The organism is Marinococcus luteus, from assembly GCF_034497705.1.
Classification (GTDB): Bacteria; Bacillota; Bacilli; order Bacillales; family Marinococcaceae; genus Marinococcus; species Marinococcus luteus_A.
Window position 1 is genome coordinate 53,951 of sequence record NZ_JAXRUV010000009.1, and the last position, 26,513, is coordinate 80,463.

The following is a 26,513-nucleotide window of genomic DNA, read 5'->3' on the forward strand; positions in this document are numbered from 1 at the left end:
CACACCGAAAACGATCATCTGCCTGTACGAAAAAGGCAGCACCCGAAAAACGGGCCCTGCCTTCTCTCTTATTATATCAGCTGCACATTTGGTGTCGTTTTTTCGTGATTCTGGTACTGCCTGGCCATAATGCCTTCCGGGGTAATCTCCCAATCGGTAATCGAAAGCACCAATTCGTGGCGAAAACCGGTCAGACGGCAGGAGGCAAGCTCCTCTATGTGCACCGGGCGCCCCTGCAGCTCTTCCAGCAGTTCATACGTTTCCGGCTTCCACATCATATATTCGTCGTAAAAGAAGGGAATAAGCAGTCCTTCTTTGCGTTTCTTCGCCTGTTCGAAGTTTACAATTGCACTATCACGAAAAAGAGAGCCGATGTCTTCCCAGCGATCCGAGCGGACCTGGGCTGCAATGAATGTGTTTCTCATCAGTGACAACTCCTTTCCCCTCTCTATTCCCAAAAGAAAGGAAAGTTAGTCATGAATGATGAATGTTTTCATGAGAAACGCCCAAATTCCACGGAAAAAAGCCCCTGCCTCCCGCCCGCCGCGAACTGGGCAGACGGGAGGTCAAACAAAGCACGACGGATCCTGACAGCGGCTATTACGTCAAAGATGAACGGGAGAAAATGTTTGCCTACAGCTGGCATACCGCCTGCGACCGGCACGGGTTTGTCCTCGGAGCGATCGTGACCGGAGCCAATGTTCATGACAGCCGGATCTTTCATGAGCTGTTGGCGCAGGTGATGGCCCGGGCGGGCCGTCCGTACGCCGTCGCGGTGGATGCCGGCTATAAAACCCCGGCCATTGCTCATCTGCTTCGCGAGCAGGCCATTCGCCCGGTTATGCCTTATACCCGTCCCAAGGGCCCGCCGGGACGCTTGCGCAAACAGGACTTTGTGTATGATGCCTACCTGGACGCGTATCTCTGTCCCGAGCATCAGGCCCTGCGCTACCGCACCACGAATCGGGACGGTTATCAGGAGTATGTCTCGGATCCCGTCCTTTGTCAGTCCTGCCCGCTGCTCGAGACCTGTACCCAAAGCCGGGATCACCGGAAGGTGATCCTCCGCCACGTCTGGCAGGACGATCTGGACGAAGCCGAACACCTTCGGCACACCCCGTGGAACCGGAGGACCTATGCGGAACGAAAAGAAACCATCGAACGGATTTTTGCGGATCTCAAACAAAAGCATGGCTTGCGCTGGACGCTCCTCGCCGGAGGGGCACGAAACACCGCGCAGGCGATGCTTGTTTATGCGGTGATGAACCTCAAAAAACTCGCCACCTGGCGGTGGCGACAGACGTGCGCCGGCCGTTGGATGCTTCTTTTTCCCTCCATGGCACAAACAAAGGCCTCCGAAAATGAATTTCGGAGGCCTTTGCCTACAATCTGAAATGAATAATATTATATTTATTTAAATTTAAAAGCAGCCAAAAACTTTTAAGACAAAATATATAAAAATTCAAACTTTCATTATAGAAATTAATTACTTTTAAATGCTTTTAATTTCAAAATAAATTTATAATTTACATATGATAGTATATACAAAACAATTGCTGTCATATTGGGCTTATTTTTAAAATGGCGCCATATATATTTTCTTGCTAATTTTTTATTATTATTTCTTAACCCTTTATTAGCTAAAAGAAGGTTATTAGATTGTTGTTGTTTTTTGATAATCTTTTTGTCTAAATTTGAATAGTGCTTTTTATATTTTTCATTTATATATATAATGGCTTCTTCATATTTTTTAACGTCATCAGATATTTGTGCAGTTGCATTATTATTATAATATTTTATCAAAGGTAACTTAACCGCTCCTATTTCTGTACGATTACAAATTCTTATCCATAAATCATAATCTTGGCACGCTTTCAATTTTTCATCAAACAAACCAACTTCATTTAAAATATCAGCTTGAACCATAACACTTGAAGTAGAACCTATAAAATTTGCAATTAAAATTTCATTTGATAGATCCCCTATTTTTTTAGGAAAAGAATTGTACGTAATACCACTATCAAGATATTTAATTTGAGCTCCAGTATAAACTAAACCAACATTGGGATTTTTATCAAACTCTTTTAATTGTAATTCAATTTTCTCTTTAAACCATTCATCGTCATCATCTAGAAAAGCTATGTATTTTCCATTTGCTGCGTTTATTCCTATATTTCGAGCATAATTACCACCACGACCAGGATGATATGAAATAAACTTAATCCTAGAATCGTTTTTCTTATATTGATTAACTATTGAATTAGTTTGATCAGTAGAACCATCAGAAACTACTATAATTTCTAAATTCTTATAGGATTGGCATAAAACACTTTCTAAAGCTCTGGATATCAAATTCTCTCTATTATGAGTAGGCAGTACTACACTAACTTTCATTTAAATTCTCCTTACATTATTATTTTTTGTAATAGATTCTATCACTAAATTATTAGTAATAATTAATACCGCCTTGATAAATATTTTTTCAATTAATGGTATAAATAAAGTTTTCTCCGTGAACTAGCAGCACGATTTCTTCCGGCAAAAAGTGGGAAATTTGCCGACAGATTTCCTAACCGACGGCGCCGCCGGCCACCTGTTACCAGCACTCGTTTATTAGAAATGAAATCGGCAATTCCTTCCATTTCCAACTTAACGGGTCCAAGTCCCAATAAATACTCTATATCTACCTCTTTAAACTGTGTAACCTCTACTTGGCCAAGCACGATTTCTTCCATACATGGTAGCGCCTGAGTTCTTAATTCCGTCTTTAAACATACATTGACTATGCGATTTAACTCTTCACTTTCCAGTGAAGGTACCGTAATAATGATATGCTCAATTGAAAAATTTTCTACGGCTTTCTTTACATCTTTTTATGTTGCAGTTTTTTAACAATTATTTCCATCATTAATAAAAAAAGAGACAGAATCCTCGTTGGTACGGTACGATGACATCGACCAAAACAACATCGAGAAAGGGTTCTGCCTCATGTCCACCGTATCATATTCCTCCTGCATCGCCAACGTCTTTGATCAATAGAACCTCCGGTTCTTTATGTCCACCCCGGCTGCCCGGCATATGCAAAAGCTACGGAAGGCTGGACCCAGGAGTATCGCCACGGGAGCGTGAAGGCCCTTCAAGAAGCCGCTAATCATCACGCCCACCATCCGTCGGTGACCCGGTTTTTTCGCACATCCCAGGTGGACGACCATGCCCTGGAGCGCAAGCTCCAGCGCTCGGTGCTGCAACACATCCGGGGGCAGGCTTCTTCCTCCAACCCGGTGCTAATCGCCATCGATGATACCGTCGTTCCCAAATCGAAACCTTCGTCACAGGCGCACCACCCGATCGACGACGACGGGCATCAATGGCTCGCCATCATGGCAGGCACGAAAAAGCGCCTGTATCCCTATCATATCGAGCGATATGACAAAGAACCCGGGCCCAGTAAAATCGATCTGGCCCTTCAGCAGCTTCGCACCATCGACGTGGGCGATCGTCCCGTCTATGTCCTGGCTGACAGCTGGTACGCGTCGGAAAAACTGATCCGTACTGTCCGGGACCGGGGCTGGCATTTTATCGGTGCCATCAAAAGCAATCGCGTGCTCGAGACGGCCCCATGCCGTTACCAGCCAGAGACTGGGCCCAGCTGGCCCGGAAGGTAGAAAAGCCGGACCTTGTGACCGTCCGGGCCACCACCTATGAAATGGTTCAGTTTCAGGGCCGGTTGAAAAGCGGCCTCTCGGGCGTGGTCGTTGGTTCCTGGGCTTCTGCTTCCCACGAAGCATACCGGTTTTTCTTTTCCACCGACCCCTCGATGACCGCGGAGGACGTCTTATTCTGGTATCAGCACCGGTGGGCGATTGAAACCTTTTTCCAGGAAGCCAAGGACAAGCTGTCGATGGGCGGATACCGGCTGCGGAGCGTCCCGGCCATCCGACGCTACCTGCTTCTCCTCCAAACCGTCTGGCTGCTGCTTGCGTGGGCATTTGCGGGCACCATCAGCGAAGCCTTTCATGCCAGTCACCAGGATCACCGGCGGCGAGAGATTGCGGATATTTATCAGCGCGCCCGGGCGGGCGCGACCCTGGAAAGCGTGTATGAGGCTTACCGCGTCGCCTGACCCACAAAGCCATCGGTTGGATGATATTGTCGATGATTTCCAATATTTAAATCCATGACCAACATTTGTTTTCAACACTGCAACATTAGAGTTTACATCTTTTATTTTTCTATAAAAAGGGAGATCCATAATTTCCAGCTCCCTATTTTGAGGGATTACCATCTAAAAAAGCTACCGGAAAAGCCCAGAACTAATTTTTTGCTTTAACTACCTGGCTCTCATCGTTCCCGCAGAGCCAATCCCTACGATTAATATCTATTTTAAATTTATGTTGGTAATATATACGTCTCGGTACAAACGCCAGGCCATTCTTGATCCGCCGATGAGGATAACATACGTCATCCACGTCATAATCAACGTACGAATATAAAACTCTTGAAATACTATCATCTGCATAATTGCTATAATAGCTATTGAAACGGTCAATGTATAAACAATCGATTTAATCTTTTTCGTACTCGAATACTCCCATGTTTTTTTGTACAGTTTAAAATAATAAGTGCAGATGTAGTGAACCATAAATAAAAGACCGAACTCATAACTAAGAAGTTACCCCCTGGATGTATATCAACTGCCAGTATAAAATTACAGATGATTATAGAAAAAATAACAATAGCTTAATCTAAACATACTAAAGCCAACAGTCTCTACTTTAATCCCATTTACTTCTCTAGTCTTTCTTAATAAGTAGTAATTTATCTCCTAATTTATTTCCACACTTTGATTGAAATGAGTTCTATTTATGTATTTATGATTTATCTATATTTAATGGACGGTATTAATTAACAATCTCGCTTTCATTGATTAAATACATTAAATTATTATACATTAATTATTTCATTATGTAATGTAAATACATATTCTATAAAGCTCAAAAGTATAATTGAAATCTTAACACAAAATCATTTTCCTCTTAACTAAAAATAATTTCAACAGTTAAATTCAATTTTTAAGAAAAACTCCTGAATTATTGTTTTGTACCATTTCCCCAAACTCATGATTCGTAATATAATTTTCCTTTATTCATATAACAAAAGAAGACGTTTGTTATATGATAGATATATCTTCTCCGCCATTGAAACAATGTAGTAGTTAGCATAATAAGTAAAACTCAGCAAATAATAACGGTGGTATACGTAATGATACCAGTCACTTTTAATGCGCCTCTTCTCGAGCGAAGAAAACGACTCGATTTCTTCGCTGTATTTATTAAGAAGATATTGAATGGCTCTCCCGTGCAGGTCTTTGCGGCTGCTTATCTGCTTGCCTTTTTGCTTAGATACCGTATACCGCACATTGCAGCCTATATCATAGTCAACCTCAGCAACCCGCACAAGCCTTATCCAAAGATCGTAGTCCTGCCGTGCAACTGCAGAAGTATCAAAGCCGCCCACCTGTTCAAACAGGTCTTTTCTAACGGCGACTCCCGAGGTCACGCCGATAAAATTATTAAACAGGATGTCCGGCCAGCCGTTACCCCGTTTTTTGGGTTCAATACTACGCAGTACTGTATCGCGGTCCTCAGCATCAACGACTTTCCGGCCCGTATAAACGAGGCCCACTTCCGGATGGTGGTCGAAAATAGTTATTTGATCTTCAATTTTTTGAGGCTCCCACGTACCATCGTCGTCCAAAAACATCAGTACGTCTCCGGTGGCTTTGGCAGCTCCTTCGTTTCTTCTGGCCGCTCCGCCGAGGCTTTCTTCATGGTAAAAGTATTGTACAGAGGACAAAAATTCGCTGTCTGATGTTTGGGACAGATCATAGGAGGAACCGTCATCCATTACAATAATTTCAGCTGGCTGGCGGCTCTGGTTCAGAACGCTTTGAATGGCAGCCTGAAGTTCTTTTTGTCTGTTTTTGTCGTAATAATTACAGATGTTTTCACATAGACACCGCCTTAAAAGTAATATGTATTATCGGCCATAGTATAACACGTGGAATAAAAAGATAGGCACCCGGAAATCAGAAAGTAAATGCAGATTACCCAGTAGTGCTAATTCATCTATCCATCTATGCTGAAATTCGTTAAAATGATATGTACAGCAAAGTTTTTATTTTTTCTCTGCTTCTTTAAAATAAACGAAAAGAAAGGAAAAATTATGGCCCAATATAGTTTTATTGAAAAGCGACTGGCACGATTGATCGAATCCAACCCGAAAATCAAAAAAACGGCTAAATTTTTGTATCAGCGCATGCAATACGCGCTTCACCGGAAGAAGGATTTTACATATGAAACGCACCCGGAAGTAAAGCTCGAAACTCCTTATGAGCATCTCGGGCTGGAGGCTTCTGATGCTCCATTATTTTTTGGGTATTACGACAGAAAGCCCTGGAATCCTTCGCAGACACGTCTCGCTTATCATCGTTTAAACGCAGCATCAGATTGGGAGATTGTAGCGCTCGACGGAGAAAAGCAGCAGGACATTACTGCAGAAACTACGGCAGCTTTTAATTTTCAGCAGGGCTCCATGACCTGCTGGGTCGATGAAGAACGTCTTTTATACAACAATTTTGTGGATGGAAATCTTGTGGCCCGCCAGTTTAATGTAAAATCGGAACAAGTGGAAGCCACGTATCCCATGCCCCTGCAAACACTTCATCCAGGTGAAAATACATTTTTGTCTATTAATTTTAAAAACTTAACCCGCCTGAATCCGGAGTACGGCTATGAAGGCGAATCCATGAATCTTCATCCATTTCTTCCAAGGGAGGAAGACGGAATATGGAAAGTGAACATGGATACGCAGAAAACCGAACTCATTATTACTATCAAACAATTAATTCAACATAAATTTAGACCAGAGATGGAAGGGGCGGAGCATAAAGTCAATCATGTGATGTATTCTCCTTCCGGTAAACAGTTTATTTTCATGCACCGCTGGATTGGAAAGCAGGGGCGATACACAAGGTTGTACGCCGCAGCGGCAGACGGGAGCAACGTGCGTCTGCTTCTGGATGACCGCATGGTCTCTCACTGCTGCTGGTATAACGACGATGAAATTATTGCCTGGGCGCGGACAGAAGCCCGGGGAGACCATTACTACTGGTTGAATACAAATACTTCGAATATTTCTATTTTAGGGGAAGGGGTGCTGGACCAGTACGGGGACGGGCATCCTTCGATATCGCCGGATCAGAAGTGGCTGGTCACAGATACGTATCCAGACAAATCCCGGATACGTCATCTCTTTTTGTATAATTTAAACTCCGGGGAATTTGTGGAGGCAGGACAGTTTTTTGCCCCGTGGGCCTTTGATTTGAGTAAACGAGCAGATCTGCACCCAAGATGGAGTCTGGACGGAAAATACATTTCGATCGATTCTTCCCATGAGGGAGTTAGAAAGTCATATATACTCGACGTGTCTTCGCTTATTGGTAAAAAGTGAAAAGCGTGTGAATAGAATAATAATACCAGGCAAGCAGAGCTTCCTGATGACTAACGGAGGAACGCAATGATACTAGTAACTGGAAGCAGCGGTTTTATAGGAATGTATGCAGCAGAGCGATTGCTGCAGGAGGGAAAAGAAGTCGTTGGTATCGATAATCATAATGACTATTATGACATTAATTTAAAAAAGGCAAGGCAGCAGCGGCTGGCTTCATATGAGAACTTTCATTTTCACGAAATCGATCTGGCGGACACCTCCGCCATGGAAAAAGTTTTTTCTGAACACAAAATAAAAGTAGTCATTAATTTGGGTGCCCAGGCGGGTGTCCGCTACAGCCTGGATCGCCCGGATAAGTACATTCAGTCCAATATTGTCGGCTTCTCCAACATTCTGGAAATGTGCCGGCACCATCAGGTCGAGCACCTGATTTACGCGTCGTCGAGCTCAGTGTACGGGGCCAATAAAAAAATGCCATTCTCGCCGGAGGACGGGGTGAATCATCCCGTCAGCCTGTACGCGGCGACGAAGAAGTCGAACGAGCTGCTTGCCCACACATATAGCCATTTGTATAACCTGCCGACCACTGGCCTGCGGTTCTTTACGGTGTACGGCCCGCTCGGACGCCCGGATATGGCTTATTTCAAATTTGCGAATAAAATCGTAAACGGCGAACCGATCCAGGTGTACAACAACGGGGACATGATGCGGGACTTTACGTATATCGATGATATCGTGGAAGGCATTGTGCGCCTGATTCCGGCTGCCCCGAGTGGCGACCCCGAGTGGGACGCGGAAGATCCTGACCCGTCAACAAGCTATGCTCCCTACCGCGTACACAATATCGGGAACAATCAGCCGGTATCCCTGATGGCGTTTATTGAAACGCTTGAAAAGCATCTGGGCATGGAAGCCCGGAAGGAATACCTGCCGATGCAGCCGGGCGATGTGCAGGCTACGTACGCGAACATCGACAGCCTGCAGAAGGCCGTCGGCTTCAAGCCGGTCACCTCGCTCGATGAAGGTATCGGCAAATTCGTGGACTGGTATAAAAACTATTACCCGGAGTATTTCTCCGTAGACGCTGCTCCGAAAAATAAATCCAATCATTAAACACAATAAACCAGCCTGCCGACGATTGTCGGCAGGCTGATTTTTATCTTCTATGTAATACTAAATGGGCAAGCCTATGACAACTGCGGCCTGATATTAGCTCTTCCAAGATCAAATCGGTGCACCATAATAAGCGTCTGTGCCATCGAACGTATCGTATCTGGAGGCACAAAGTTAACTTTTATACTCTCCCCGAGCAGCACCTGCTTGCCTGCATACTGGGAGCTTTCTTTGACCTCGACGATATATTCCAAACCGTGCGGCGGTTGTTCTTCCGAAGCCATGTAGACTTTCTGCCATTTGGTTTCTGCGAGCAGCTCCTGCATTTGATCCCACTGCACGTAGTTCCGCACCAACCGGTTCATATCCTCGTACATGTAATGGTCTTTATTCACCTTGTAGTAGCGGCGGTTCTGCACCGGGCGGCCGGTAATAAGCTCCATGTCGCTCAGGCGCTTCAGCTCCACGCGTATCGCGTTGGCCGAATCGTTGAACTCGCGGACAATTCTCCGCAAATATGTTTCTTCCTCGAATAAAAAAAACTTTACGATTAACCGTAATCTGGTTTTCGATGTAACTAATTGATGCAGCAACAATTTTCCTCCTTCGGCGGCAATGTTTTTAACAGGCATCTTCAAATGAGCAGGAAAATACTTGAATCCGATTTTTATTTCCTATTTATTGCATCGGCTGTTTTGGCAGGGTTTTAAAGGCATTCTGAAAAGTAATTTCACTTTTCTCACAAAAAACAGCCGGTCATTATTTATATGGCAGGTACAATGCTTCTGCGCTTCTTCCTGTAAAGTATGACTAAAACCACCGTCATTGTCATCGTCCGGGCGATCATGCCCAAAATCAGGGCCCATCCTGCTCCCGTTATACCAAACGCAGAAACGAAATACAGGGAAAAGCCTGCCGTTACTGCGAAGGAGACCGCATAGATAATTACCTGGTGCTTGAACATCCTGGTTGCAAGGAGCGCAATGTTTAAAAACCCTCCTGAATACCAGAAGAAAGCCGCTATGGATGCTAAGACAAAAATATGGTGGTAGGCTGTAAAGCTTTCATCGTAAATAACCGAAAGCAGTACGTCTCCCGCCATGACAACGACTAAGACAAAAGCTGCGCCGAGAAGTGCCGACACGACAAGCAGATTACGCAGAAGCCTTACATACTGTTTTATATCCCCGCTCCACTGGGTGCGAAGCCTTGGCAGGCATGCCTGTGACAGCGCGCCGATAAACATCTGGCCGGCCATTATAATGTACACAATTGAGGCGTAATAGCCGAGTTGCTCGAGCCCGTTCACCTGCTCGATGATGACCCGTTGAATATTAATGTTTAATACATCCAGGGCCCCTGCAATACCGAGCGGAAAGCCGAGCAGAAGAAAATGCCGGAACATCGAAAGCTTGCGCCGGCTGAGGCGCATGTCGGCCAGGCGGAAACGGTGCACTTTTTGTACGTTTTTCATGTCCACCAGCCACAGCGTTATTATATTTGCTGCAGCCATTGTGCATAGTGCAGCCAGCAGGCTTTCTGTCATCATCAAAACGATGAAAAAGCTGAGCACATTCACCGTTCCTCTGGCGAGTTTAGAAAAAGCAATATACTGCATGTTTTCTTTCTTTTGAAACAGGCCGTGGCAAATATCACTTTGAGCTTCGAGAGCCTTCACGAGACCCATGATAGCAATGATCCATACCAGACTGGCTTCATAATTCATTACGAGCGCCGTTGCTGCTACAAACAAGAAGGCGGCAGTGGATGTAACCATCCGGAATAAATGATAGTCTTCAAACGTATACTCGCTCTCCTGGTCCGTTACCTGCACGGACCGTAAATTTAAATTAAAAAACAAAAAGAACGGGGCGGCGAGCCCAAGCGCAAGTGTATAAAGGCCGGCAAGCTCGACGCTGCTGAAATGAATAATTAAGGCAATTAATGCCCACTGCGACATGCCGTAAAAAGCGTCTGCAAACACGACCCACGTAAAGTTGACCTTCAGGGATTTTGGGGCAGCTTCTGTTTTGCCGGTCCCGGAATTATCCACCTGCATTCTCCCGTCTCCCTTCTACCCTGCGTCCGGGTATTTCCCGCTGCGTGGGCTGTTTTTCTCCTGGTCTGCCTGAATCGTCTGGATAAATTCGAGGTAATCATTGCCGGCTTCCTTTACTGTCGGCGCCTGCTGGCGTGTGTTTATTTCTTCGAGTTCCCGGAAGCTCTGCATAATGCTGTCCGTGCTTCGGGGATTAAACAATAATGTTTTCCCCTTCCCGTGGTGCTCGCGCCCGTAAGGTAAGTCTGCCAGAAGCACCGGAAGACCCGACTGCCTCGCTTCTACGACCGGCAGGCCGAATGTCTCCATCAACGACGGAAACACCAAGGCGTCCATAGAGGTATAGAGAGTATACATTGCTTCGTAATTCACTTTGCCGAGATAATGAATTCCTGTTTCATTATTTCCTTCCACTGTTAAAAATAGATCAATCGGCTGTTCAGCATGCTTATTGTACTTTCGTATTGCCTCAATGAGCCGGTCATTGTTTTTGTATTTTTCCTGGTTGGTAACGTACACAAGTCGTCTCCCCCGGCTCTGTTTAATCAATGTTTCCTGTCGGGCGGTCAGTGGGGCCGTATGCTTTTTTATATCCACTGCCTTCGGGCGCATCACATGAACGGCCGGATGGGCGCCGTACCGCTTTTGCACCGCTTCTTTCATCCATTCTGTCTGTACGAAAATACCGGCCATGTTCGGCAGCGCTCTTTTGACGACCTGTGGCATGAGCAGCTTGTATTTGAGGAGGTTTTTCCATTCAAGCTCACCCGGGCGCACGTCGGAAAAAGGAATCGGCTGATGGATCAGGCAGTACTGCGGCTTGTTGATGCCGCCAAGCGGCGTATTCTGAAGCGACAAAAAAACGTCATGATCTTTCATTTCTTTGCGAAGAACCTGGCGTTCAAACCACCACTGATGACCGGGGCTCTTTTTAGGCTTTTTCGTTACGATCACATCAATCCAGCTGCGCCTGTATTCGAGCAGTTCCTCCCGGGAGACGTACGCTGTAACACGGATATTGTTTTCGTTGAAATAAGCCTCCGAGCCGGCTAAGTCTTCCAGACAGGCAGCAACGACGCTGAAACCTCCACGGTCACTTAACGCTGTGGCGTTGATAAGGACCTTCATCACTTCACCCTCCCTATACTTTTTGTTTAATCTTTTCCCCGGCCTCGGATTTGATTTCACTGCGAAGGGGAATCACCGGCACCGGCTGTGGGCTCATGTCCTCCTCCGTTTTTTCCGCAACTTCCTTGTCGGACGGGGTGTTCACAGAGCCGAGTATTGGCAGGCCGAGCACAGAGGCCAGTTCCTCTTCGGTTTTAATTTTGTTGTTCATCATTTCAAGCAGCAGCACCAGTCCCAGGCCGCCAAGCAGACCGCCGAACAGCGAAGCACCCATATACAACAGCGGCTGCGGCGACACCGGTTCCGATATGTCTTTCATTTCTGCTTCGGATAATATACTGACATTGTCCACACTCATAATAGAAGGCACTTCCTGTTCAAACGTCTCTGTTACCGTATTTACAATTGCCACCGCAGCTTCAGGGTCCGTGTCCCGGACCGTTACTGTCGCAATCTGGGATTCATTTTCTGCAGCAACGGTCAGCTGGCTTTGAACAGCTTCTTCGGTACGTGCCACACTCAAATTCTGCACGGCCGGCTCAATAATTGCCGGGCTTGTAAGCAGCGTATTGTAGGTGTTCACCAGTTCCCGGCTGGATTGCCAGTCTTCAGATGCCGGCGTCTCGCTCTCCCCGACATCCGGAGTGACCAGTATCTGGGTAGATGCTTCGTATTCAGGCTCTGCGATGAACCAGGTGTATACCGCTCCGGCACTTAACGCAGCAAGCATTACAAGCGAAAGCAGCTTTATTCTTTTTTTCACCATATGCATCAAGTCTTGAATGCGGAATGAATCCTTCATCATGCCCTCCTTTTTTAGTGCCGGCTGCCTGGCGCCCGCTATAGTTTCATTCTGCCCCTTCAGCCACTCCATCCGTGTCACTCTCCAGGCCAGCAGAAACCACAGCAGCGGCTCCACAAGCAAGTAAGATGACGAGGAGTAGCTGTAGACAATAAGTGACAATGCCAGCAGGTTAGCGAAAATGAGCGAATGATCGTCATACTTCACAGCAGTCGTAAACAATCGCCAGACCAGCCCCGCCACCACCGCCAGTCCGAACAGTCCGTACCGGAACAGCAGCGCACCGTGCAGAAAATGCACGTTATGCACCTCGGTCATGCCAAGCAGCGCCGCACTGGTGACGGATGGATCCAGCGACCCCGACATATCAATCGTGCCGCCCGCTCCGTAGCCGAACAGCCAGAACAGCGGATTGCTGCCGAGCGTTTCTACAATGACTTCTACTTCATACAGGCGCTGGCCGATCGTAACGTCCTCTCCCAGGCTTATTCCCGACGAACCGCCGAGGCCCATCATTACTTCGATCCGGCGTCCAAGAGCGGTCGCGTAAAAATCGATGCCCAGTATGGCCATCACGTTATCCCCGGCAAGCACCGCCACCAGGCCAAGCAAACTAAACCCAAAGACGAAATGGAGTATCGGCTTCCAGCGGTTTTTTATCAAAAGCACCAGTAAAAGTACCAGAACCATAACGATCACTGTCAGGAGAAGAGATCGGTTGGAGCTGATCAGTAAAAACACGAGAGGTCCAAGCTGCAGAAGAAGTGCTCCTGTATGCACGGTGTAAAGTGCGTATAAAAACAAACCGACAAATACGATAAGAAGCGTCACCGGCACCCAGCTGCTTAAAAAATAGAGTCCTAGCAGAAGCGCTGCCAGTAGCGCGGAGGCCGGGACCAAATACCGTTCGCGCATGTGAAGGTGAATATCGCCAAACCTCGTTAACAAATATATGCCGAGACCAGCCGCTAAATAGGCCGTATCCGACAGAATATACGTCCACGTGTTGGCATTGACCATACCGATAATAGTACTGTAGCCGATAAACATACTTACAATAACGCCGACAGCCAGATCCCCCCGCCTGATTTCCACCTGCTGGTTCATCATATAAAGCGGCAGCCAGATGAAGGTGATGCCGAGGACGAGAAAGAGAATGAACATACCGCGGATATAGGGAGTGTGGGAAAACCCGCCCATGCCGAGCATTTGTTTAAAGATGACGGCGCCGGCAATATTTGTGATAAAGTAAATGCCCCACAAATAATACAGCCACATCTTCCCCGTATGATTATGAATGAACAAAGGCTCCCGCCCTCCTATCTCCAGCCTGCTTGATAATTTTTCCCGGCCGGCATTTACACCTGCTGAAGCACTGCTTTGTATTTATCGATGGACTGTCGGCGCGTCAGGTGCTGTTCCAGGTACAGCCTTCCCTTTTGTCCGATTGCCTTTCTGTCTTCCTCCGGCAGGTGGTAATACATGTAGACGGCATCGATGATCTCCTCATACCGCCCGGGCTCTATTACCACACCTGCACCGGAACGCTCGATGATCACGGCTGCTTCGCTGCCATTTTCGAGCACGCCGAGTACAGGTTTGCCGACAGCGAGCACCCCGTATATTTTACTTGGCACCGACACTCCTTTAATCCCTTTTTGATTCACGACCAAATGCACATCCGCCGCATTCAGGGAATATTTAATGCGTTCTTTCGGCTCGTACGGAAAGAAATACACGTTCTCTAAACGATTGGCCTGCGCGTAGTCTTCCATCTCTTTCTTTTTAGCACCCTCGCCGATAAACACAAATGCAATATCCCGATACTCCCGGAACGCTTCCGTAATACGGATGATGTTTTCCAAATCGTAAAACAATCCGAGGTTGCCGGAATACATGACAATGAATTTATCCTCGAGCTGTTTTTCATGCAGGAAGGCAGCCACACCTTTGTCTGTACGGGGCTTCGGTACTAAATCCTCTTCGTCCACCCAGTTGTGAATCACTTCGTAATCCGGAGTGCCTGTATTGAACCGGTTCTGCAGCGTCGCTGCCATATCACTCCCTACCACGATATTCATGTCGGCATAGCGGCAGTTTAATTTGTCCACCTCGGCGGCAATTTTCGTTACTATCGGGCTCGGGGAGTAGGAAACGGCTTCGGCCTGCTCCGGGTTAAAGTCCTGAATATTGTATATATGCTTCGCTTTTTTCATCCTTTTTCCAATCGTGCCAATCAGCCCACCGAGAATCGGCGGCTGGGAAACGGTATAGATAACATCCACCTCCGTCTCTTTTACTAGCATCCGCAGAGCTTTAAAAAAATAAGCAGCCATATACGTAATGCGGCTGACTTTGGACTGCTTATTCACTTTAGGAAGCTTCATTCTGATCACTTTTACGGAGCCATTCCATTCCAGACGGTCCGGCAGCGCTTGCTGCAGGTCGTCTGCATAATGCGGATGTGAAGTAATTACGGTAATATTAAAATCCTTCTGCAGGTCAACGCAGAGGTCGCCCATCAGCTGTCCCAATGAGGCCACATCGGGGGAAAAGTAATTAACGACAAATACAATGTTTTTCATACGCCTGCTCCCTCTGCCTGTTTTATGAATTCCTGGCCGGTCTGAGGCACAGAATCAAAGCGGTTTTTCAAAAACCTGGCCGGATTGCCTCCGTGGATCTCGTTAGCCGGCACGCTTTTGATGACGTTGCTGCAGGCAGCGGCTACCGCATACTCCCCGAGCGATACTCCCGGATGGATAAATGCTCCTGCCGCCGCCCAGGAGCCGTATTCAAATATAATAGGCGCTGTAACTAAATCAAAGGCAGCGCTTTGTATACGGTGAGACCCTGTACACAGATACGTTTTTTGCGAAACGACGCAGTGGTCTCCAATCGTGATTTGATCGAGGCTGTAAAAAACGGCTTCGTCCCCGATCCAGGAATGCTCACCGATGGAAACTTTCCACGGATACGTAAACTTGGCGCTCGGGCGGATTTTTGCTCCTTTTCCTACCTGCATGCCAAAAGCCCGGAGGACCCGCCTGCGGAAGGCATACATCGGATGCAGCGAAAAGCGGAAAACTGTCCCCTGGACCAGCCACCAGAGCAGAATGAACCACCCCGGCCGCCCCCGGTCATAGTCTGATTGGTCATAACGGTCAAGCTGAACCTTCATGCATATCTCCCTCCTCTTTTGGCTCCCCTGGAAACACGTGCTTCAGTTTTTGTTCCCAGCTGAGGTGCTGTTCTGCATAGCTTCGAATGTATGCGGGCGTGTTCCGGCTCCGGTACTGACGGTATTCAGCAAACAGCCTTTCAATATCCACTTCAGCGTCGTCTGCCGGCGTACGGAAGACAAAAGATAGATGAACCGGAAAATCACTGTCTTCGGAAGAAATCATAAATGGTAGGCCGCGGGCACAGTATTCTCTGTTTTTTAACGAAGAATCACCGAAAAAATTACGCCGGTGGTTTCCAAGAATCCCGACCCCGACGTCCACATTTTCCATCATTTGATTAAGTTCACTGCCCGTGAGCGTACCGTGAAAAATAACACGGTCTTCCACCCCCTGATCGGCTGCGAGCTGCTTCAACTCTTCTTTGACCGGACCATCGCCAATAATATGAAATTCGGGATTTACATATTCCGGACACCCCTTTAATCCGCGGATCACCCGGTCGTACGCGTGCCACGGCGCTAAGTTCGCCACCCCGGCAAGTACAAAGGCCGAGGAGCGGTTACGCTGCTTTTTCTGCACCACGGGCGTAGCGGTAAGATCAATACCGTTTTTAATGCCTATCACTTTCGGATCCGTCACCGGAGCAATCGACACCGCGACGATTTTTTGCACGAAGGGATAAACGCCAAGCCGGAAAGTCATTTGATCCAGCACATATGCACTGTAGGATGTCCAGTTCTTTTTGGCTGGAATCTCTACCGGATAATCCGGAATTTCATAATACGTCTTCCGATCGCGGCGCCTGCATTTGCGCAGCCATACAGACAGCTGCGGGGTCACAGGCTTTATTCTCCGGATATAGACTTCCTGCACTCCAAGGGTGTCACTCAGCAATTCGGCCGCCTGCAAATATTCTTTCATCCGGAAATAGCTTGCCGTTTTCCGCTTCCATGCCGGTGTTTCGACAAAAACCGCCTTCGGCGAATAGAATGTTTCCTGCATCATTTCCTGTCCGTTCAAAGTATCATAGCAGACGACCCGATCCTTCCGGGAAAGCAGCAGATACGTATGACGGCCCAGGTTGTTCATTGCCTTGCACTGGGCATAAACCTTTTTAATAAAACCAACAGCGTCTGAATCTTCACGAAGAAAAGCAACGTACAGCAGTTTTCGTTTCACAGGCGCCTCCTCCGCTCGTTAATCTTTTTTTAATACGCCCCTTGCTTTTTCAGGACCGCTCCTGCCGTTTTGAACAGAATGAGAATGTCGCTGGATAACCGTTGATTCCGGATATAATCAAGCTCCAGATTCATCCGTTCCGCATACGTCAGATCACTTCTGCCGCTCACCTGCCATAACCCTGTCATTCCGGGTTTGACCGATAAGAAAAGCTGCTTGTTTTCGGCGTATTCCTCCAGCTCCTCTGCAATAACCGGCCGGGGCCCGACCAGGCTCATTTCTCCCTTTAATACATTCAAAAGCTGCGGCAGTTCATCCAGACTCGTTTCCCGTAAAAATTTGCCTGTTTTCGTAATACGGGGGTCCCGGTTGGCCGGCAGCTTGTACCCATTCTGCACAAACTCGGCATACAGCTTCGGATCGCGCTGCAGCACCTCCTCAGCGTTAACCACCATCGTCCGGAATTTATAAATATAAAAAGGCTCTCCTCCGGCGCCAATTCTCTTTTGTTTGTATAAAATACGTCCCTTTTGTTCTTCCTGCGTATTCATGAGACCAATCGTTAAAAACAATGGAGATAACAGGACAAGCAGCAGAAAGGCCAGGGCTGCATCCATAGCACGTTTGGTCTGCGTCTGATCCATGGTCTTCTTCCCAGCTTTAGGCGGCATGGTTGATCTCTGCATTATTTTCCCCCTCTTTTTTATTCAGGCAATTAAGACGTTTCACGGTACAGCCCTGGCGTTTGGGATTGGCTCCGATAATGATTCAAATCGCTCTCCACCATCATTTCCACGAGCTCTCGGAATCCGACCTCAAGCTCCCAGCCGAGCTTTTCCTTCGCCTTCGTGCAGTCACCGAGAAGAAGATCCACCTCCGCCGGCCGTACAAATTTCGGATCGGTCACGACGTAGTCGCGCCAGACGAGGCCGACGTATTGAAAGGCAATATCCACCAGCTCCTCCACCGTATGCGTCTCTCCGGTCGAGATCACATAGTCATCGGGCTCATCGCTCTGCAGCATGAGCCACATTGCCTTCACGTAGTCGCCGGCGTAGCCCCAATCGCGCTTGGCGTCGAGATTGCCCATCCGAAGCTCACTCTGCAGTCCGAGCTTGATACGGGCAGCGGCGTCGGTCACCTTCCGTGTCACAAATTCCATTCCGCGCCGCGGGGACTCGTGGTTGAATAAAATACCTGCGCAGGCGAACATATTAAAGCTCTCCCGGTAGTTGACGGTAATCCAGTGGCCGTACGTTTTCGCCACGCCATACGGGCTGCGCGGCCAGAACGGCGTCGTTTCCGTCTGCGGCGTCTCGAGCACCTTGCCGAACATCTCCGAGCTGGAGGCCTGGTAAAAACGGGCGTCGGGCTTGGCAATGCGGACCGCTTCCAGCATGTTCACCACGCCGACAGCAGTAATCTGGCTCGTCGCAATCGGCTGCGGCCAGGATGTAGCCACAAATGACTGGGCGGCCAGGTTGTACACCTCGTCCGGCTGCGCCTGCTGAACGGCGCTGATGAGAGACGACAAATCGGTCAGGTCGCCGTCGATCCATTCAATTCTGTCTCTTACGTGTTCAATGTTTTCAAAGTTCGGGGTGCTCGTCCGGCGCCGGAGGCCGTAGACCGCGTAGCCTTTGTCGAGTAGAAATTCCGCCAGGTACGATCCGTCCTGGCCGGTCACGCCGGTAATAAGTGCTGATTTTGTCATAGGGAAGCAGCTCCTTTGTTTGATTGTGCTTTGTGGCCGGTGTACCAGTCGTACGTTTTCTCTAGTCCTTCAGAAAGCGGCGTTTCGGCCTGCCAGCCGAGGCCGTGCAGCTTGGTGACGTCCGTGCGTTTCCGGAACGTGCCATCAGGCTTACTTGTATTAAACACAAACTCGCCGTCGAAGCCGGTGACGGCTTTGAGCGCTTCGGCGAGCTCCCGGATCGAAAGGTCCCGGCCGGTGCCGATATTCACCATATCGGTGCCGTCGTACTCGTTCATCAAAAAGACGCACGCATCGGCCAGGTCGTCCGCGTACATAAACTCCCGGCGCGGCTCGCCCGTCCCCCAGATTTCAACGGTTGCATCCCCGTTTATTTTCGCTTCGTGGCACTTTCGCATCAGAGCCGGGAGCACGTGCGACGTTTCCAGGTCGAAATTGTCGTTTTTTCCGTACAGGTTCGTCGGCATCGCGGCAATAAAGCGAGTGCCATACTGACGGTTGTACGACTCGCACATCTTCAGGCCGGCAATCTTTGCGATCGCGTACGGTTCGTTTGTCGCCTCAAGCTCCCCGGTCAAGAGCGAGTCCTCTTTAATCGGCTGCGGGGCATGTTTTGGATAAATGCACGTACTGCCTAAAAACAACAGCTTTTTCACGTTGTACTTGTAGGCCGCATCGATCACATTTGTCTGAATATATAAGTTATCCCGTATAAAATCCGCAGGATACTCATTATTCGCAGTAATGCCGCCAACTTTCGCGGCTGCTAAAAACACGTAATCTATCGAAGAGGATTGAAAAAAAGCGTCTACCTCGGTTCGGTTTCGTAGGTCGAGCTCGCTGCTCGTCCGGTGCACCAGGTTCGTATAGCCTTCGCTCTGCAGCTTCCGCATAATCGCAGAGCCTGCCAGCCCCCGGTGCCCGGCTACATATATACACGCATGTTTTTCCACTCAGGGTCCTCTTTTCCAATAAGATTTTGGCGTTTTGTAATACCTGCATCTATTCAAAACAGATGACTGAAGTCTGAATGCCAATGATTTGTCTTTTCATCTGCAGCAGCGTTGTATACGCAGCTGCCGCAGGTAAACCGGAGGCATTGAACCTCTCCTCACGCAGCGCTGTTGACGATCAACGTCTAAGGCTTCCAAAGAAGCCCTTAGCACTGCCGAGTGTCTCCGCGTGATACCGGTTCAGGAGACATGACCGAAAATTTTCAGGAAAGCTATTTAATGAACTTGGCGGCGGAGCCATTGTGGGCGCGAAGCACATCATCCCATGTGTCATGGATCCGGACGGTGTCTTCATCGCTGATGTCCACGCCGGTCTGGACCTCTACAATTTCCAGGTCGATGGTGGCCCGGAGTGCGTGCTTTGTGCCGGCCGGCAGGTGGACAACGTCGCCCGCTTTGATGCGATACATATGATTGTCTACCGCAATTTCGCCCTCCCCGCGCACGACCGTCCATACTTCATCGCGGTTATGATGGTAGTGAAGTGTGGAGTTTTTGCCGGATTCGAGCAGGATGCGCTTTGTGATCATCATCTGTCCGTCCGGGTACTTGGCGTAGTCGAGTACCCGCGACCATCCCCACAGCCGCTCTTCGTACATCTGCGGATAGCGGAAATCCTTGATGAGCTCTTTAATCTGCGAGCTCGACTCCTTGTTAGCAACGATAATGCCGTCAGGACTCGACACAATCACCATATTGCTCGCATCGATAACGGCGACCGGGATATCGAGCTCGTTGACGAGGTGGGTGTTAACCGAGCTTTCGGAAATAATGCCTTTCCCGGTCTGGTTGGAGGCCATTTCCTCGGTGAGTGTGTTCCAGGTGCCAAGGTCCTTCCAGTCGCCTTCGTATTTTAGAACGGTGACTTTTTCCGCCTTCTCCACGACCCGGTAGTCAAAGCTGATCTCAGGGATCGTGTGGTACTGGCTTTTAAGCAGCTCGTACTCAAACGGCAGCTTTTCCTCCTCGAGAATCCGGAGCAGGTAGCCCATCGTAAAGCCGAATACGCCGCAGTTCCACAGCGCCTGTCTGTCGATGAGCTGCTTCGCTGTCGCTTCGTCCGGCTTTTCCGTAAAGGCTTTGACGGTAAAGGCTCTGGTGTCCTCGTTCCACCCGTCCGGAACGATGTAGCCGTATTTGGTGGATGGATAGATGGGTTGGACTCCCATCAGGGCCATATCGCTCGAACCTTCATGAATCAGCTGCTCCAAAAGTTCAAAATTTTCAAAAAAAGTAGTGTCTACGAATGCATCTACCGGCAGCATTACAATCACTTCCTCCGGAGACGCTTTTTCCACAGAAAACAGGTAGCTCGCTGCAAGTGCTACCGCGGCGAATGTATCCCGGCGCTCCGGCTCCATGACGAGCGGAACGTTTTCCCCGAGCTGTCGCCTGATCAAATCCTTCTGTGATTCCGAGGTGGCGATCACCGCCGAGGCGGCAAGGCCGCATGCTTCAAGCTGTCTCCATACCCGCTGGACCATCGACTCCTTTTCGCCGTCCGGCCCGTCGAGCACCTTCAGAAACTGTTTGGATCTCGTGTCATTTGATAGGGGCCACAATCGTTTTCCCGAACCTCCGGATAATAGGACTAACCGCATCTGTCTTCCTCCTTGTTTCCTGAAATTTTGGACAGAATTTCCTTACATTCGTTTAAAAAAAACACGTTTCTTGTGCAGTGGCTCGGGGGGTTCGACAAACGCCGGTGAACCGACGAGAAGACGCTTTGTATTTTCCTGGAGCTCCCGGGCCTTTGCCAGGCCGAGAACGGCTGCTGTCTGTTCGTAGGCAGGCTTTAAACGGAAAGGCACACTATCGGCCTGCGAGGCGATAAAATGAGCCAGGTTTTTCCGCAGGAGCTTCAGGGCGAACCTTTGTCTTCTCCATCCCTGTCTGCCGGCCACCGCTTCGGCGCTTACCTGCGCGAGCGCCCCGTGGGATACAAGATAATAAAGCGGTTCATCCGTTTCTTCGCTGCTCTGCAGCCGCTCCGGGTGTGTCATGATCGGAATATAGCCCTCGAGCTGCATCGAGTAAAAGAGCGCTTTGATTTGCATGAAGGTGTCGCCGGTCTGCATTTCCACGAGGACGCAGTTGGTATCTTCGAGCGGCAGCAGCTGTCCGGATAAAAGGTCATGTACCATCTCCTTATACAGCGTAATTTCGTGTCCGCTCTTTACATGAAGCGGAATACTTTCGGCCCGGAGCTGCACATTAAAGTCAAGCACGGATTCTTTGACGGCAAGGCCGTCGTTGTCATAGACACCTGGCCGGTAATGCGGGGTCGCAAAAACTGTCTGGATATTGTTGGCGGCTGCTTCTTTGGCAATGGCGATGCTTTCACTTACCGCCTCCGGCCCGTGATCAAGGCCGGGGAGTATGTGAGTGTGTATGTCGATCATACGGCGTTCCCCCAGGTATTTGTTTCGATTCGTTCCTTGCGGGGATCGCCTTTACGCCCGGCCGGCGCGGTCCCTCTCTGTTTCCCATTGATACAGGGCCTGCAGCCCTTTGGCCAGTGACACTTCCGGGTACCAGCCATACCGGTTGATTTTCGACGTATCAAGCGTTTTCCGCCGGATGCCCCCCATTCCCGAGCCGGTGAAAAACACGGCGCCCCTGTAGCCGGTAACCCGCTTGATCAACATAACAAGCTCCTTCGCGCTGACTTCGCGCCCGGTACCAATATTGACCGGCCCCTTTTCGTTGTAATGGTTCATCACAAACACACAGCCGGATGCCAGATCTTCACCGTAGATAAGCTCCTGGAAGGCGGGTTCTTTTTCCGGAATCTCCACCTTCGCCTGCCACTGATCCCTGGCCTGCATACACCGCTGCAGCGCATCGGCCACCGTGCCGGACCGCCTGTTCATATCCTCCACCGCATACATCCGCGGAGCCACCGCAACGTGAAAATTCGTGTTGGATGCCCTGTTATAGGCCCGGCAGAGAGCGATACCTTCTCTAGTCACCTGCGTCTGTTCTGCGTACACCTCGTCAATGATCCCCCGCTGTAGAAATGTTTCCTTCAGCGGCTGCGGGGTGTATTTCGGGTACACGTGAATATCACCGACGTACAGCAGCTTCTTCACGTTGTAACGGGCGGAGGCTTCAAGAACGTTCGCCTGCTGCCAGCGCCTCGCCTGCAGTCCCACTTTTGTATTTGATTCCGCGTATTCATAGCCGTCGGTCATGAACACATATTCAATATTTTCCTCTGCAAAAAACATATTGACGTCCCGGATACTCTCCATGCCGGTGTCGACACCGCTGCGCACGACCACGTTTTCGTACCCCTGCTTTAATAGGTAGTGATAAATGGCGCTGCCTGCCCGCTCCTGATGATTGGTTACGTAAATCTTCGCCTGTTTATCCAACCCGGCTTCCCCCTTTTATGATACTTTTTCTTTTTGTCTGCCTACGCTGATCAGCACCTGCTCGATATGATTCAGCATTGAAGTCGTCGCGAATGTCACCGTCGTTCCCTCTCCGAGATAAAACTGCTTCCCCCAGTGCGGAGAATTTTCCTCCACTTCAATCACATATTCCACCGGCGAGCTCCGTTTCGGGTCGGGCGTAATATAGATCGTTTTCCAGTCGATGCCCTTCAGCCGCTCGTGCAGCTCGTCCCAGTATAAGTACTGTTTAATGAGGGACTCCATCTGCCCGTGCAAATAGTAATCTTTATTGATTTTGTAGTAGCGGCGGTTTTTGACCCAGCGGTCGGTAATTAAATTCATCTCATACAGCCGCCGCAGTTCGAGACGGATCGCATTTGTTGACTCCTTGCATTCGCGCACGAGCTCACGCAGGTACGTTTCTTCCTCGGTCAGATAAAACTTCATTACGAGACGCAGTCTTGTTTTGGATGTTACTAATTGATGCAAAATCATCTCCCCCTCCATTCCTTCATCTATATCAATGATTGCTTTGCCGGCGGTGTAATCCTCCCCCCGTTCAGCAGCAGGTGCGTATTTTTCTGCATTCGCTCCCATTCCCCCAGCCGCTGCATCCGGACAAACTGCCAGTATGCTTGATCCAGGCAGAACGGCTGATCATAAGCACTGCATGCGTTCGAGGCCACAAAGTGCACGAGCCGCTTTTTTATAAAATATTTTGCCCAGCGCCTGTCGCTTCTTCCGTCGCGGCCGAGCAGTGCTCCGGCACTGATCTGCACGGCTGCCCCTTCATTCACAAGCTTCTCAAGCCCCCCATGCCTTTTCTGAAACATCCGCAGCCGCTCCGGCGATGAAAGAATGGGAATGAACCCGTGATTGTACAGTTTTTTGAGCATCTGCCGGACGTATAAAAAGCTGTGAGTCCCATTCATATTAACGAGTACATAATTGGTATGCTCCAGCGGCAGAATCCTTTTTCTTTCCAAATCGGTTTCCATTCCGTCATACAGGGTGATCTCCTGGCCTGAGCGGACGCGAACCGGAATCCGGGCTTTCAGGAGCTGAAAATTCAGAAATTTTACCGCCTCCGTTACGAAAACGGCATCGAAATCGTACGATGGATACCGGTATCTGGGCGTTGCGTAAATAATGCTGACACCGGCTGCCGCTGCCTGCCTGGCCATTTCCAGGCTTTCATTCATTGTGTTTGGTCCGTGATCAAAGCCGGGAAGAATGTGGGCATGCATCTCAATCATGTACTCACCTCTTTCCTCTCCAGTAAGGCAAATGTCCTATGGGATATTTTTTAGAATATTTTGCCTGTTGCCGTTTCTTTTATATTAATAGTCCAGTATAATTATTAATAGTAATTACCTAGTCATTAATAATCACACAAATGTTAATAGTCATATGACCTTTTCTAGGAAAATGGGACCCCGCGCGGGATTGCCCCGGCGAAAGGGAGTGGGCCTGAATGAACCGCCGCCAGCGAATCTTCATGTATACGATCCAATTCATAGCCATCATCGCAGCCGGACTGTTTGTATACATGGAGTCGCCGGACGAGCGGTGGCTTGCTGCAGTCCTCTGCTGGGTATTTGGTATTATCCAGGTGACCCGGCTCGTGCTTTTATCCATACCGCTTGCCCGCTTTTCCTCGGTAATGGTCATCAGCCTCCAGTTCGTCATTGCCTGGGTCGTCCAGGCGATTGCCGGAGGGTTTGTGCCCCAGACGCTCTTTTTCGTCCTGATTGCCGAGCTTGGATACCGGGCGCCCAGGCGCTTCAGCTTTCCTTTTATGCTTTTCTGCTACGCGGGGTTTGTTAGTGCCACAGCCTTTCACGAAGAGTTTCCGGCGACTGCCGGTATTGCCTTTGTGCTTCCCCGTTTTATCGAATATGTGCTGTTCTGGGGATTCAGCTATCTGGCCCAGCGCTCCACCCAGCAGCGCAATGAACTGCAGCGGGCTTACGACCGGCTGCGCCTGTATCACCGGGAAATGGAGGACAAGTCCATTATGCAGGAGCGGCTGAAGCTCTCCCGGGACATTCATGACAGCGCCGGCCATTATTTAACCACCTCCATGATGGCACTTGAAACAGCCAGACGGCTGCTCGAAAAAGGCGAAATCGAAAAAGCCCGCACCCAGCTGCAGACGTCCAAGCACCAGGTGCAGGAAACGATGAAAGAAATCCGGAAAACGGCGCATTCCATGGCACATACCGACGGCTTCATCGATCTTTCGGCTGCGCTTGAGGGACTTCTCGTTTCCACACGAGATACGTCGGATGTACGAATTGAGTGGGAGTTTGACAAACCGCTGCCCCTGCTCCGGGCGGAGCAGGAAATGCTTTTGTACCGGATGCTCCAGGAGGGGCTTACCAACGGCCTCCGCCACGGTGGATGCACGTTTTTTTCCTATACACTCTCCACGAAGGTGCCCGGCCAGCTGATTGCCCGGCTCGAAGACAACGGACGCACTGTCACGAAAAACGTGAGCTACGGCTTCGGCCTGCGCGGGCTTTCCGCCCGGGCTGAAGAGCTTGGCGGACTTCTGCGCTTTGAAGCCATTGGGGAAGACAGAAACGGCATGGCGCTCGAGCTGCGCCTGCCTGTTAAGGACCGAAGCCCTTACACCCCGTCATAATACGAACTGACTATTTATATGCATAAATCTCAGGATAAGTATCAGAAGGAGGATTCGCAGATGGAAACCGTTCGGATAGGGATTGTCGATGATCATGCCATTGTCCGGGACGGACTGGCCATGATCATGGAGCTTGAAGAGGATTTGGAAGTGGTCGGTATTGCGAGAAACGGGGCGGAAGCAGAAATGATGCTTACGAACGAGCTTCCGGACGTAGTGATGCTTGATGTGTACTTAGAAGGCAATAACGGCATCGAATGGCTGCCGGATTTTCAGCTGACGTCGCCACAGACGAAGTTTATTATGCTCAGCTCCTATGTGGACGCTGAAAACGTCATCCAGGCGCTCGCCAACGGCGCGAAGGGATTTCTCCTTAAAGACTGGGAAAGCGATGAACTCGTCCGCTGCGTGCGCCAGGTGGCCCGTGGCCAGATGGTGCTTCCGACATCGGTATCGGAGACGCTGAGCGACCAGCTCGCTGCCCGCAACCGGAAGGACGGCGCCCCGCTTTTTCAGGAAACGGAAGACACCACCGGGCTGTCCCTGCAGGACCGGCGGATCATGGATCTGCTGCTCGCCGGCTACTCCAACCAGGAGATTGCGGATACGCTATTTTTAACGCTCGGCACCGTCAAAAATTACCTGACCGCCATCTACCGGAAAATCGGTGTCCGCAACCGCCGTGAAGCAATTGCCTACTTCCAAAAAAGACACAAACAAACCGGCTCCTGAATTTCAGAAGCCGGTTTGTTTTGCAGTGGAT

25 protein-coding genes and 1 pseudogene are annotated in these 26,513 nt (G+C 49.2%); 7 read left to right on the plus strand and 19 right to left on the minus strand.

Annotated features, from left to right (window positions below; all coding sequences use genetic code 11):
• Positions 1–71: 71 nt before the first annotated feature.
• Positions 72–425, minus strand: coding sequence for a hypothetical protein (locus Q9M42_RS13300; protein ID WP_322526955.1), 354 nt, complete (start codon positions 423–425; stop codon positions 72–74).
• A gap of 89 nt (positions 426–514) precedes the next feature.
• On the opposite strand from Q9M42_RS13300, the pseudogene Q9M42_RS13305 reads away from it, so the two are divergent.
• Positions 515–1,393: pseudogene (locus Q9M42_RS13305) on the plus strand (transposase); the annotation flags it as partial.
• A gap of 89 nt (positions 1,394–1,482) precedes the next feature.
• Here Q9M42_RS13305 and Q9M42_RS13310 read toward each other — a convergent pair.
• Together Q9M42_RS13310 and Q9M42_RS13315 are read right to left on the minus strand one after the other, a co-directional pair.
• Positions 1,483–2,394, minus strand: coding sequence for a glycosyltransferase family 2 protein (locus Q9M42_RS13310; RefSeq protein WP_322526956.1), 912 nt, complete (start codon positions 2,392–2,394; stop codon positions 1,483–1,485).
• Positions 2,395–2,486: 92 nt separating this feature from the next.
• Entirely contained in the window at positions 2,487–2,735 is a 249-nt protein-coding gene (locus tag Q9M42_RS13315; protein ID WP_322526957.1) for a hypothetical protein, read from the minus strand.
• A 390-nt stretch (positions 2,736–3,125) separates the two neighbouring features.
• On the opposite strand from Q9M42_RS13315, the gene Q9M42_RS13320 reads away from it, so the two are divergent.
• Entirely contained in the window at positions 3,126–3,665 is a 540-nt protein-coding gene (locus Q9M42_RS13320; protein ID WP_322526958.1) for a transposase, read from the plus strand.
• Entirely contained in the window at positions 3,620–4,123 is a 504-nt protein-coding gene (locus Q9M42_RS13325; protein ID WP_322526959.1) for a transposase, read from the plus strand. Before Q9M42_RS13320 ends, Q9M42_RS13325 begins: the two co-directional genes overlap by 46 nt.
• Positions 4,124–5,142: 1,019 nt before the next feature.
• On the opposite strand, the gene Q9M42_RS13330 is transcribed toward Q9M42_RS13325, so the two are convergent.
• Positions 5,143–6,036 carry a glycosyltransferase family 2 protein gene (locus Q9M42_RS13330; protein ID WP_322526996.1) on the minus strand — a complete coding sequence of 298 codons (894 nt, stop codon included), beginning with the start codon at positions 6,034–6,036 and terminating at the stop codon, positions 5,143–5,145.
• 189 nt (positions 6,037–6,225) lie between these two features.
• On the opposite strand from Q9M42_RS13330, the gene Q9M42_RS13335 reads away from it, so the two are divergent.
• Together Q9M42_RS13335 and Q9M42_RS13340 are read left to right on the plus strand one after the other, a co-directional pair.
• Positions 6,226–7,512: a TolB family protein gene (locus Q9M42_RS13335; protein WP_322526960.1), complete on the plus strand. Its 1,287-nt coding sequence runs from the start codon at positions 6,226–6,228 to the stop codon at positions 7,510–7,512.
• Between the two features lie 66 nt (positions 7,513–7,578).
• Positions 7,579–8,625 (plus strand): NAD-dependent epimerase, encoded by a 1,047-nt coding sequence (locus Q9M42_RS13340; RefSeq protein ID WP_322526961.1) that lies wholly within the window; start codon positions 7,579–7,581, stop codon positions 8,623–8,625.
• Positions 8,626–8,699: 74 nt separating this feature from the next.
• Here Q9M42_RS13340 and Q9M42_RS13345 read toward each other — a convergent pair whose 3' ends face one another.
• The 15 genes from Q9M42_RS13345 to Q9M42_RS13415 all read right to left on the minus strand — a co-directional run bounded on the left by Q9M42_RS13345 (position 8,700) and on the right by Q9M42_RS13415 (position 24,359).
• On the minus strand, positions 8,700–9,218 hold the full coding sequence (locus Q9M42_RS13345) for a hypothetical protein (protein ID WP_322526962.1): 519 nt from the start codon (positions 9,216–9,218) through the stop codon (positions 8,700–8,702).
• A gap of 170 nt (positions 9,219–9,388) precedes the next feature.
• Entirely contained in the window at positions 9,389–10,684 is a 1,296-nt protein-coding gene (locus Q9M42_RS13350) for a lipopolysaccharide biosynthesis protein (RefSeq protein WP_322526963.1), read from the minus strand.
• A 15-nt stretch (positions 10,685–10,699) separates the two neighbouring features.
• Positions 10,700–11,812: a glycosyltransferase gene (locus Q9M42_RS13355; RefSeq protein ID WP_322526964.1), complete on the minus strand. Its 1,113-nt coding sequence runs from the start codon at positions 11,810–11,812 to the stop codon at positions 10,700–10,702.
• 13 nt (positions 11,813–11,825) lie between these two features.
• Entirely contained in the window at positions 11,826–13,919 is a 2,094-nt protein-coding gene (locus Q9M42_RS13360; RefSeq protein ID WP_322526965.1) for a YveK family protein, read from the minus strand.
• A 53-nt stretch (positions 13,920–13,972) separates the two neighbouring features.
• Complete coding sequence (locus Q9M42_RS13365) at positions 13,973–15,199, minus strand: glycosyltransferase family 4 protein (RefSeq protein ID WP_322526966.1); 1,227 nt, start codon at positions 15,197–15,199, stop codon at positions 13,973–13,975.
• Positions 15,196–15,795 (minus strand): putative colanic acid biosynthesis acetyltransferase, encoded by a 600-nt coding sequence (locus tag Q9M42_RS13370; protein ID WP_322526967.1) that lies wholly within the window; start codon positions 15,793–15,795, stop codon positions 15,196–15,198. Before Q9M42_RS13370 ends, Q9M42_RS13365 begins: the two co-directional genes overlap by 4 nt.
• Positions 15,779–16,978, minus strand: coding sequence for a glycosyltransferase (locus Q9M42_RS13375; protein ID WP_322526968.1), 1,200 nt, complete (start codon positions 16,976–16,978; stop codon positions 15,779–15,781). The genes Q9M42_RS13370 and Q9M42_RS13375 overlap by 17 nt, the downstream gene beginning before the upstream one ends.
• A gap of 29 nt (positions 16,979–17,007) precedes the next feature.
• Positions 17,008–17,664, minus strand: a complete 657-nt coding sequence (locus Q9M42_RS13380) for a sugar transferase (protein ID WP_322526969.1) — start codon at positions 17,662–17,664, stop codon at positions 17,008–17,010.
• A 29-nt stretch (positions 17,665–17,693) separates the two neighbouring features.
• On the minus strand, positions 17,694–18,692 hold the full coding sequence (gene gmd, locus Q9M42_RS13385) for a GDP-mannose 4,6-dehydratase (RefSeq protein WP_322526970.1): 999 nt from the start codon (positions 18,690–18,692) through the stop codon (positions 17,694–17,696).
• Positions 18,689–19,645 carry a GDP-L-fucose synthase family protein gene (locus tag Q9M42_RS13390; RefSeq protein ID WP_322526971.1) on the minus strand — a complete coding sequence of 319 codons (957 nt, stop codon included), beginning with the start codon at positions 19,643–19,645 and terminating at the stop codon, positions 18,689–18,691. The genes gmd and Q9M42_RS13390 overlap by 4 nt, the downstream gene beginning before the upstream one ends.
• Positions 19,646–19,917: 272 nt before the next feature.
• Positions 19,918–21,306: a sugar phosphate nucleotidyltransferase gene (locus Q9M42_RS13395; RefSeq protein WP_322526972.1), complete on the minus strand. Its 1,389-nt coding sequence runs from the start codon at positions 21,304–21,306 to the stop codon at positions 19,918–19,920.
• A 42-nt stretch (positions 21,307–21,348) separates the two neighbouring features.
• Positions 21,349–22,107, minus strand: a complete 759-nt coding sequence (locus Q9M42_RS13400) for a tyrosine-protein phosphatase (RefSeq protein ID WP_322526973.1) — start codon at positions 22,105–22,107, stop codon at positions 21,349–21,351.
• Between the two features lie 51 nt (positions 22,108–22,158).
• Complete coding sequence (locus tag Q9M42_RS13405; RefSeq protein ID WP_322526974.1) at positions 22,159–23,082, minus strand: NAD-dependent epimerase/dehydratase family protein; 924 nt, start codon at positions 23,080–23,082, stop codon at positions 22,159–22,161.
• 15 nt (positions 23,083–23,097) lie between these two features.
• A complete protein-coding gene (locus Q9M42_RS13410) occupies positions 23,098–23,700 on the minus strand; it encodes a winged helix-turn-helix domain-containing protein (protein ID WP_322526997.1) in 603 nt (200 codons plus the stop codon).
• A complete protein-coding gene (locus Q9M42_RS13415; protein WP_322526975.1) occupies positions 23,619–24,359 on the minus strand; it encodes a tyrosine-protein phosphatase in 741 nt (246 codons plus the stop codon). The genes Q9M42_RS13410 and Q9M42_RS13415 overlap by 82 nt, the downstream gene beginning before the upstream one ends.
• Before the next feature lie 218 nt (positions 24,360–24,577).
• Here Q9M42_RS13415 and Q9M42_RS13420 point away from each other — a divergent pair, with 218 nt between their 5' ends.
• Entirely contained in the window at positions 24,578–25,750 is a 1,173-nt protein-coding gene (locus tag Q9M42_RS13420; RefSeq protein ID WP_322526976.1) for a sensor histidine kinase, read from the plus strand.
• 60 nt (positions 25,751–25,810) lie between these two features.
• A complete protein-coding gene (locus Q9M42_RS13425) occupies positions 25,811–26,482 on the plus strand; it encodes a response regulator transcription factor (RefSeq protein ID WP_322526977.1) in 672 nt (223 codons plus the stop codon).
• Positions 26,483–26,513 lie beyond the last annotated feature (31 nt).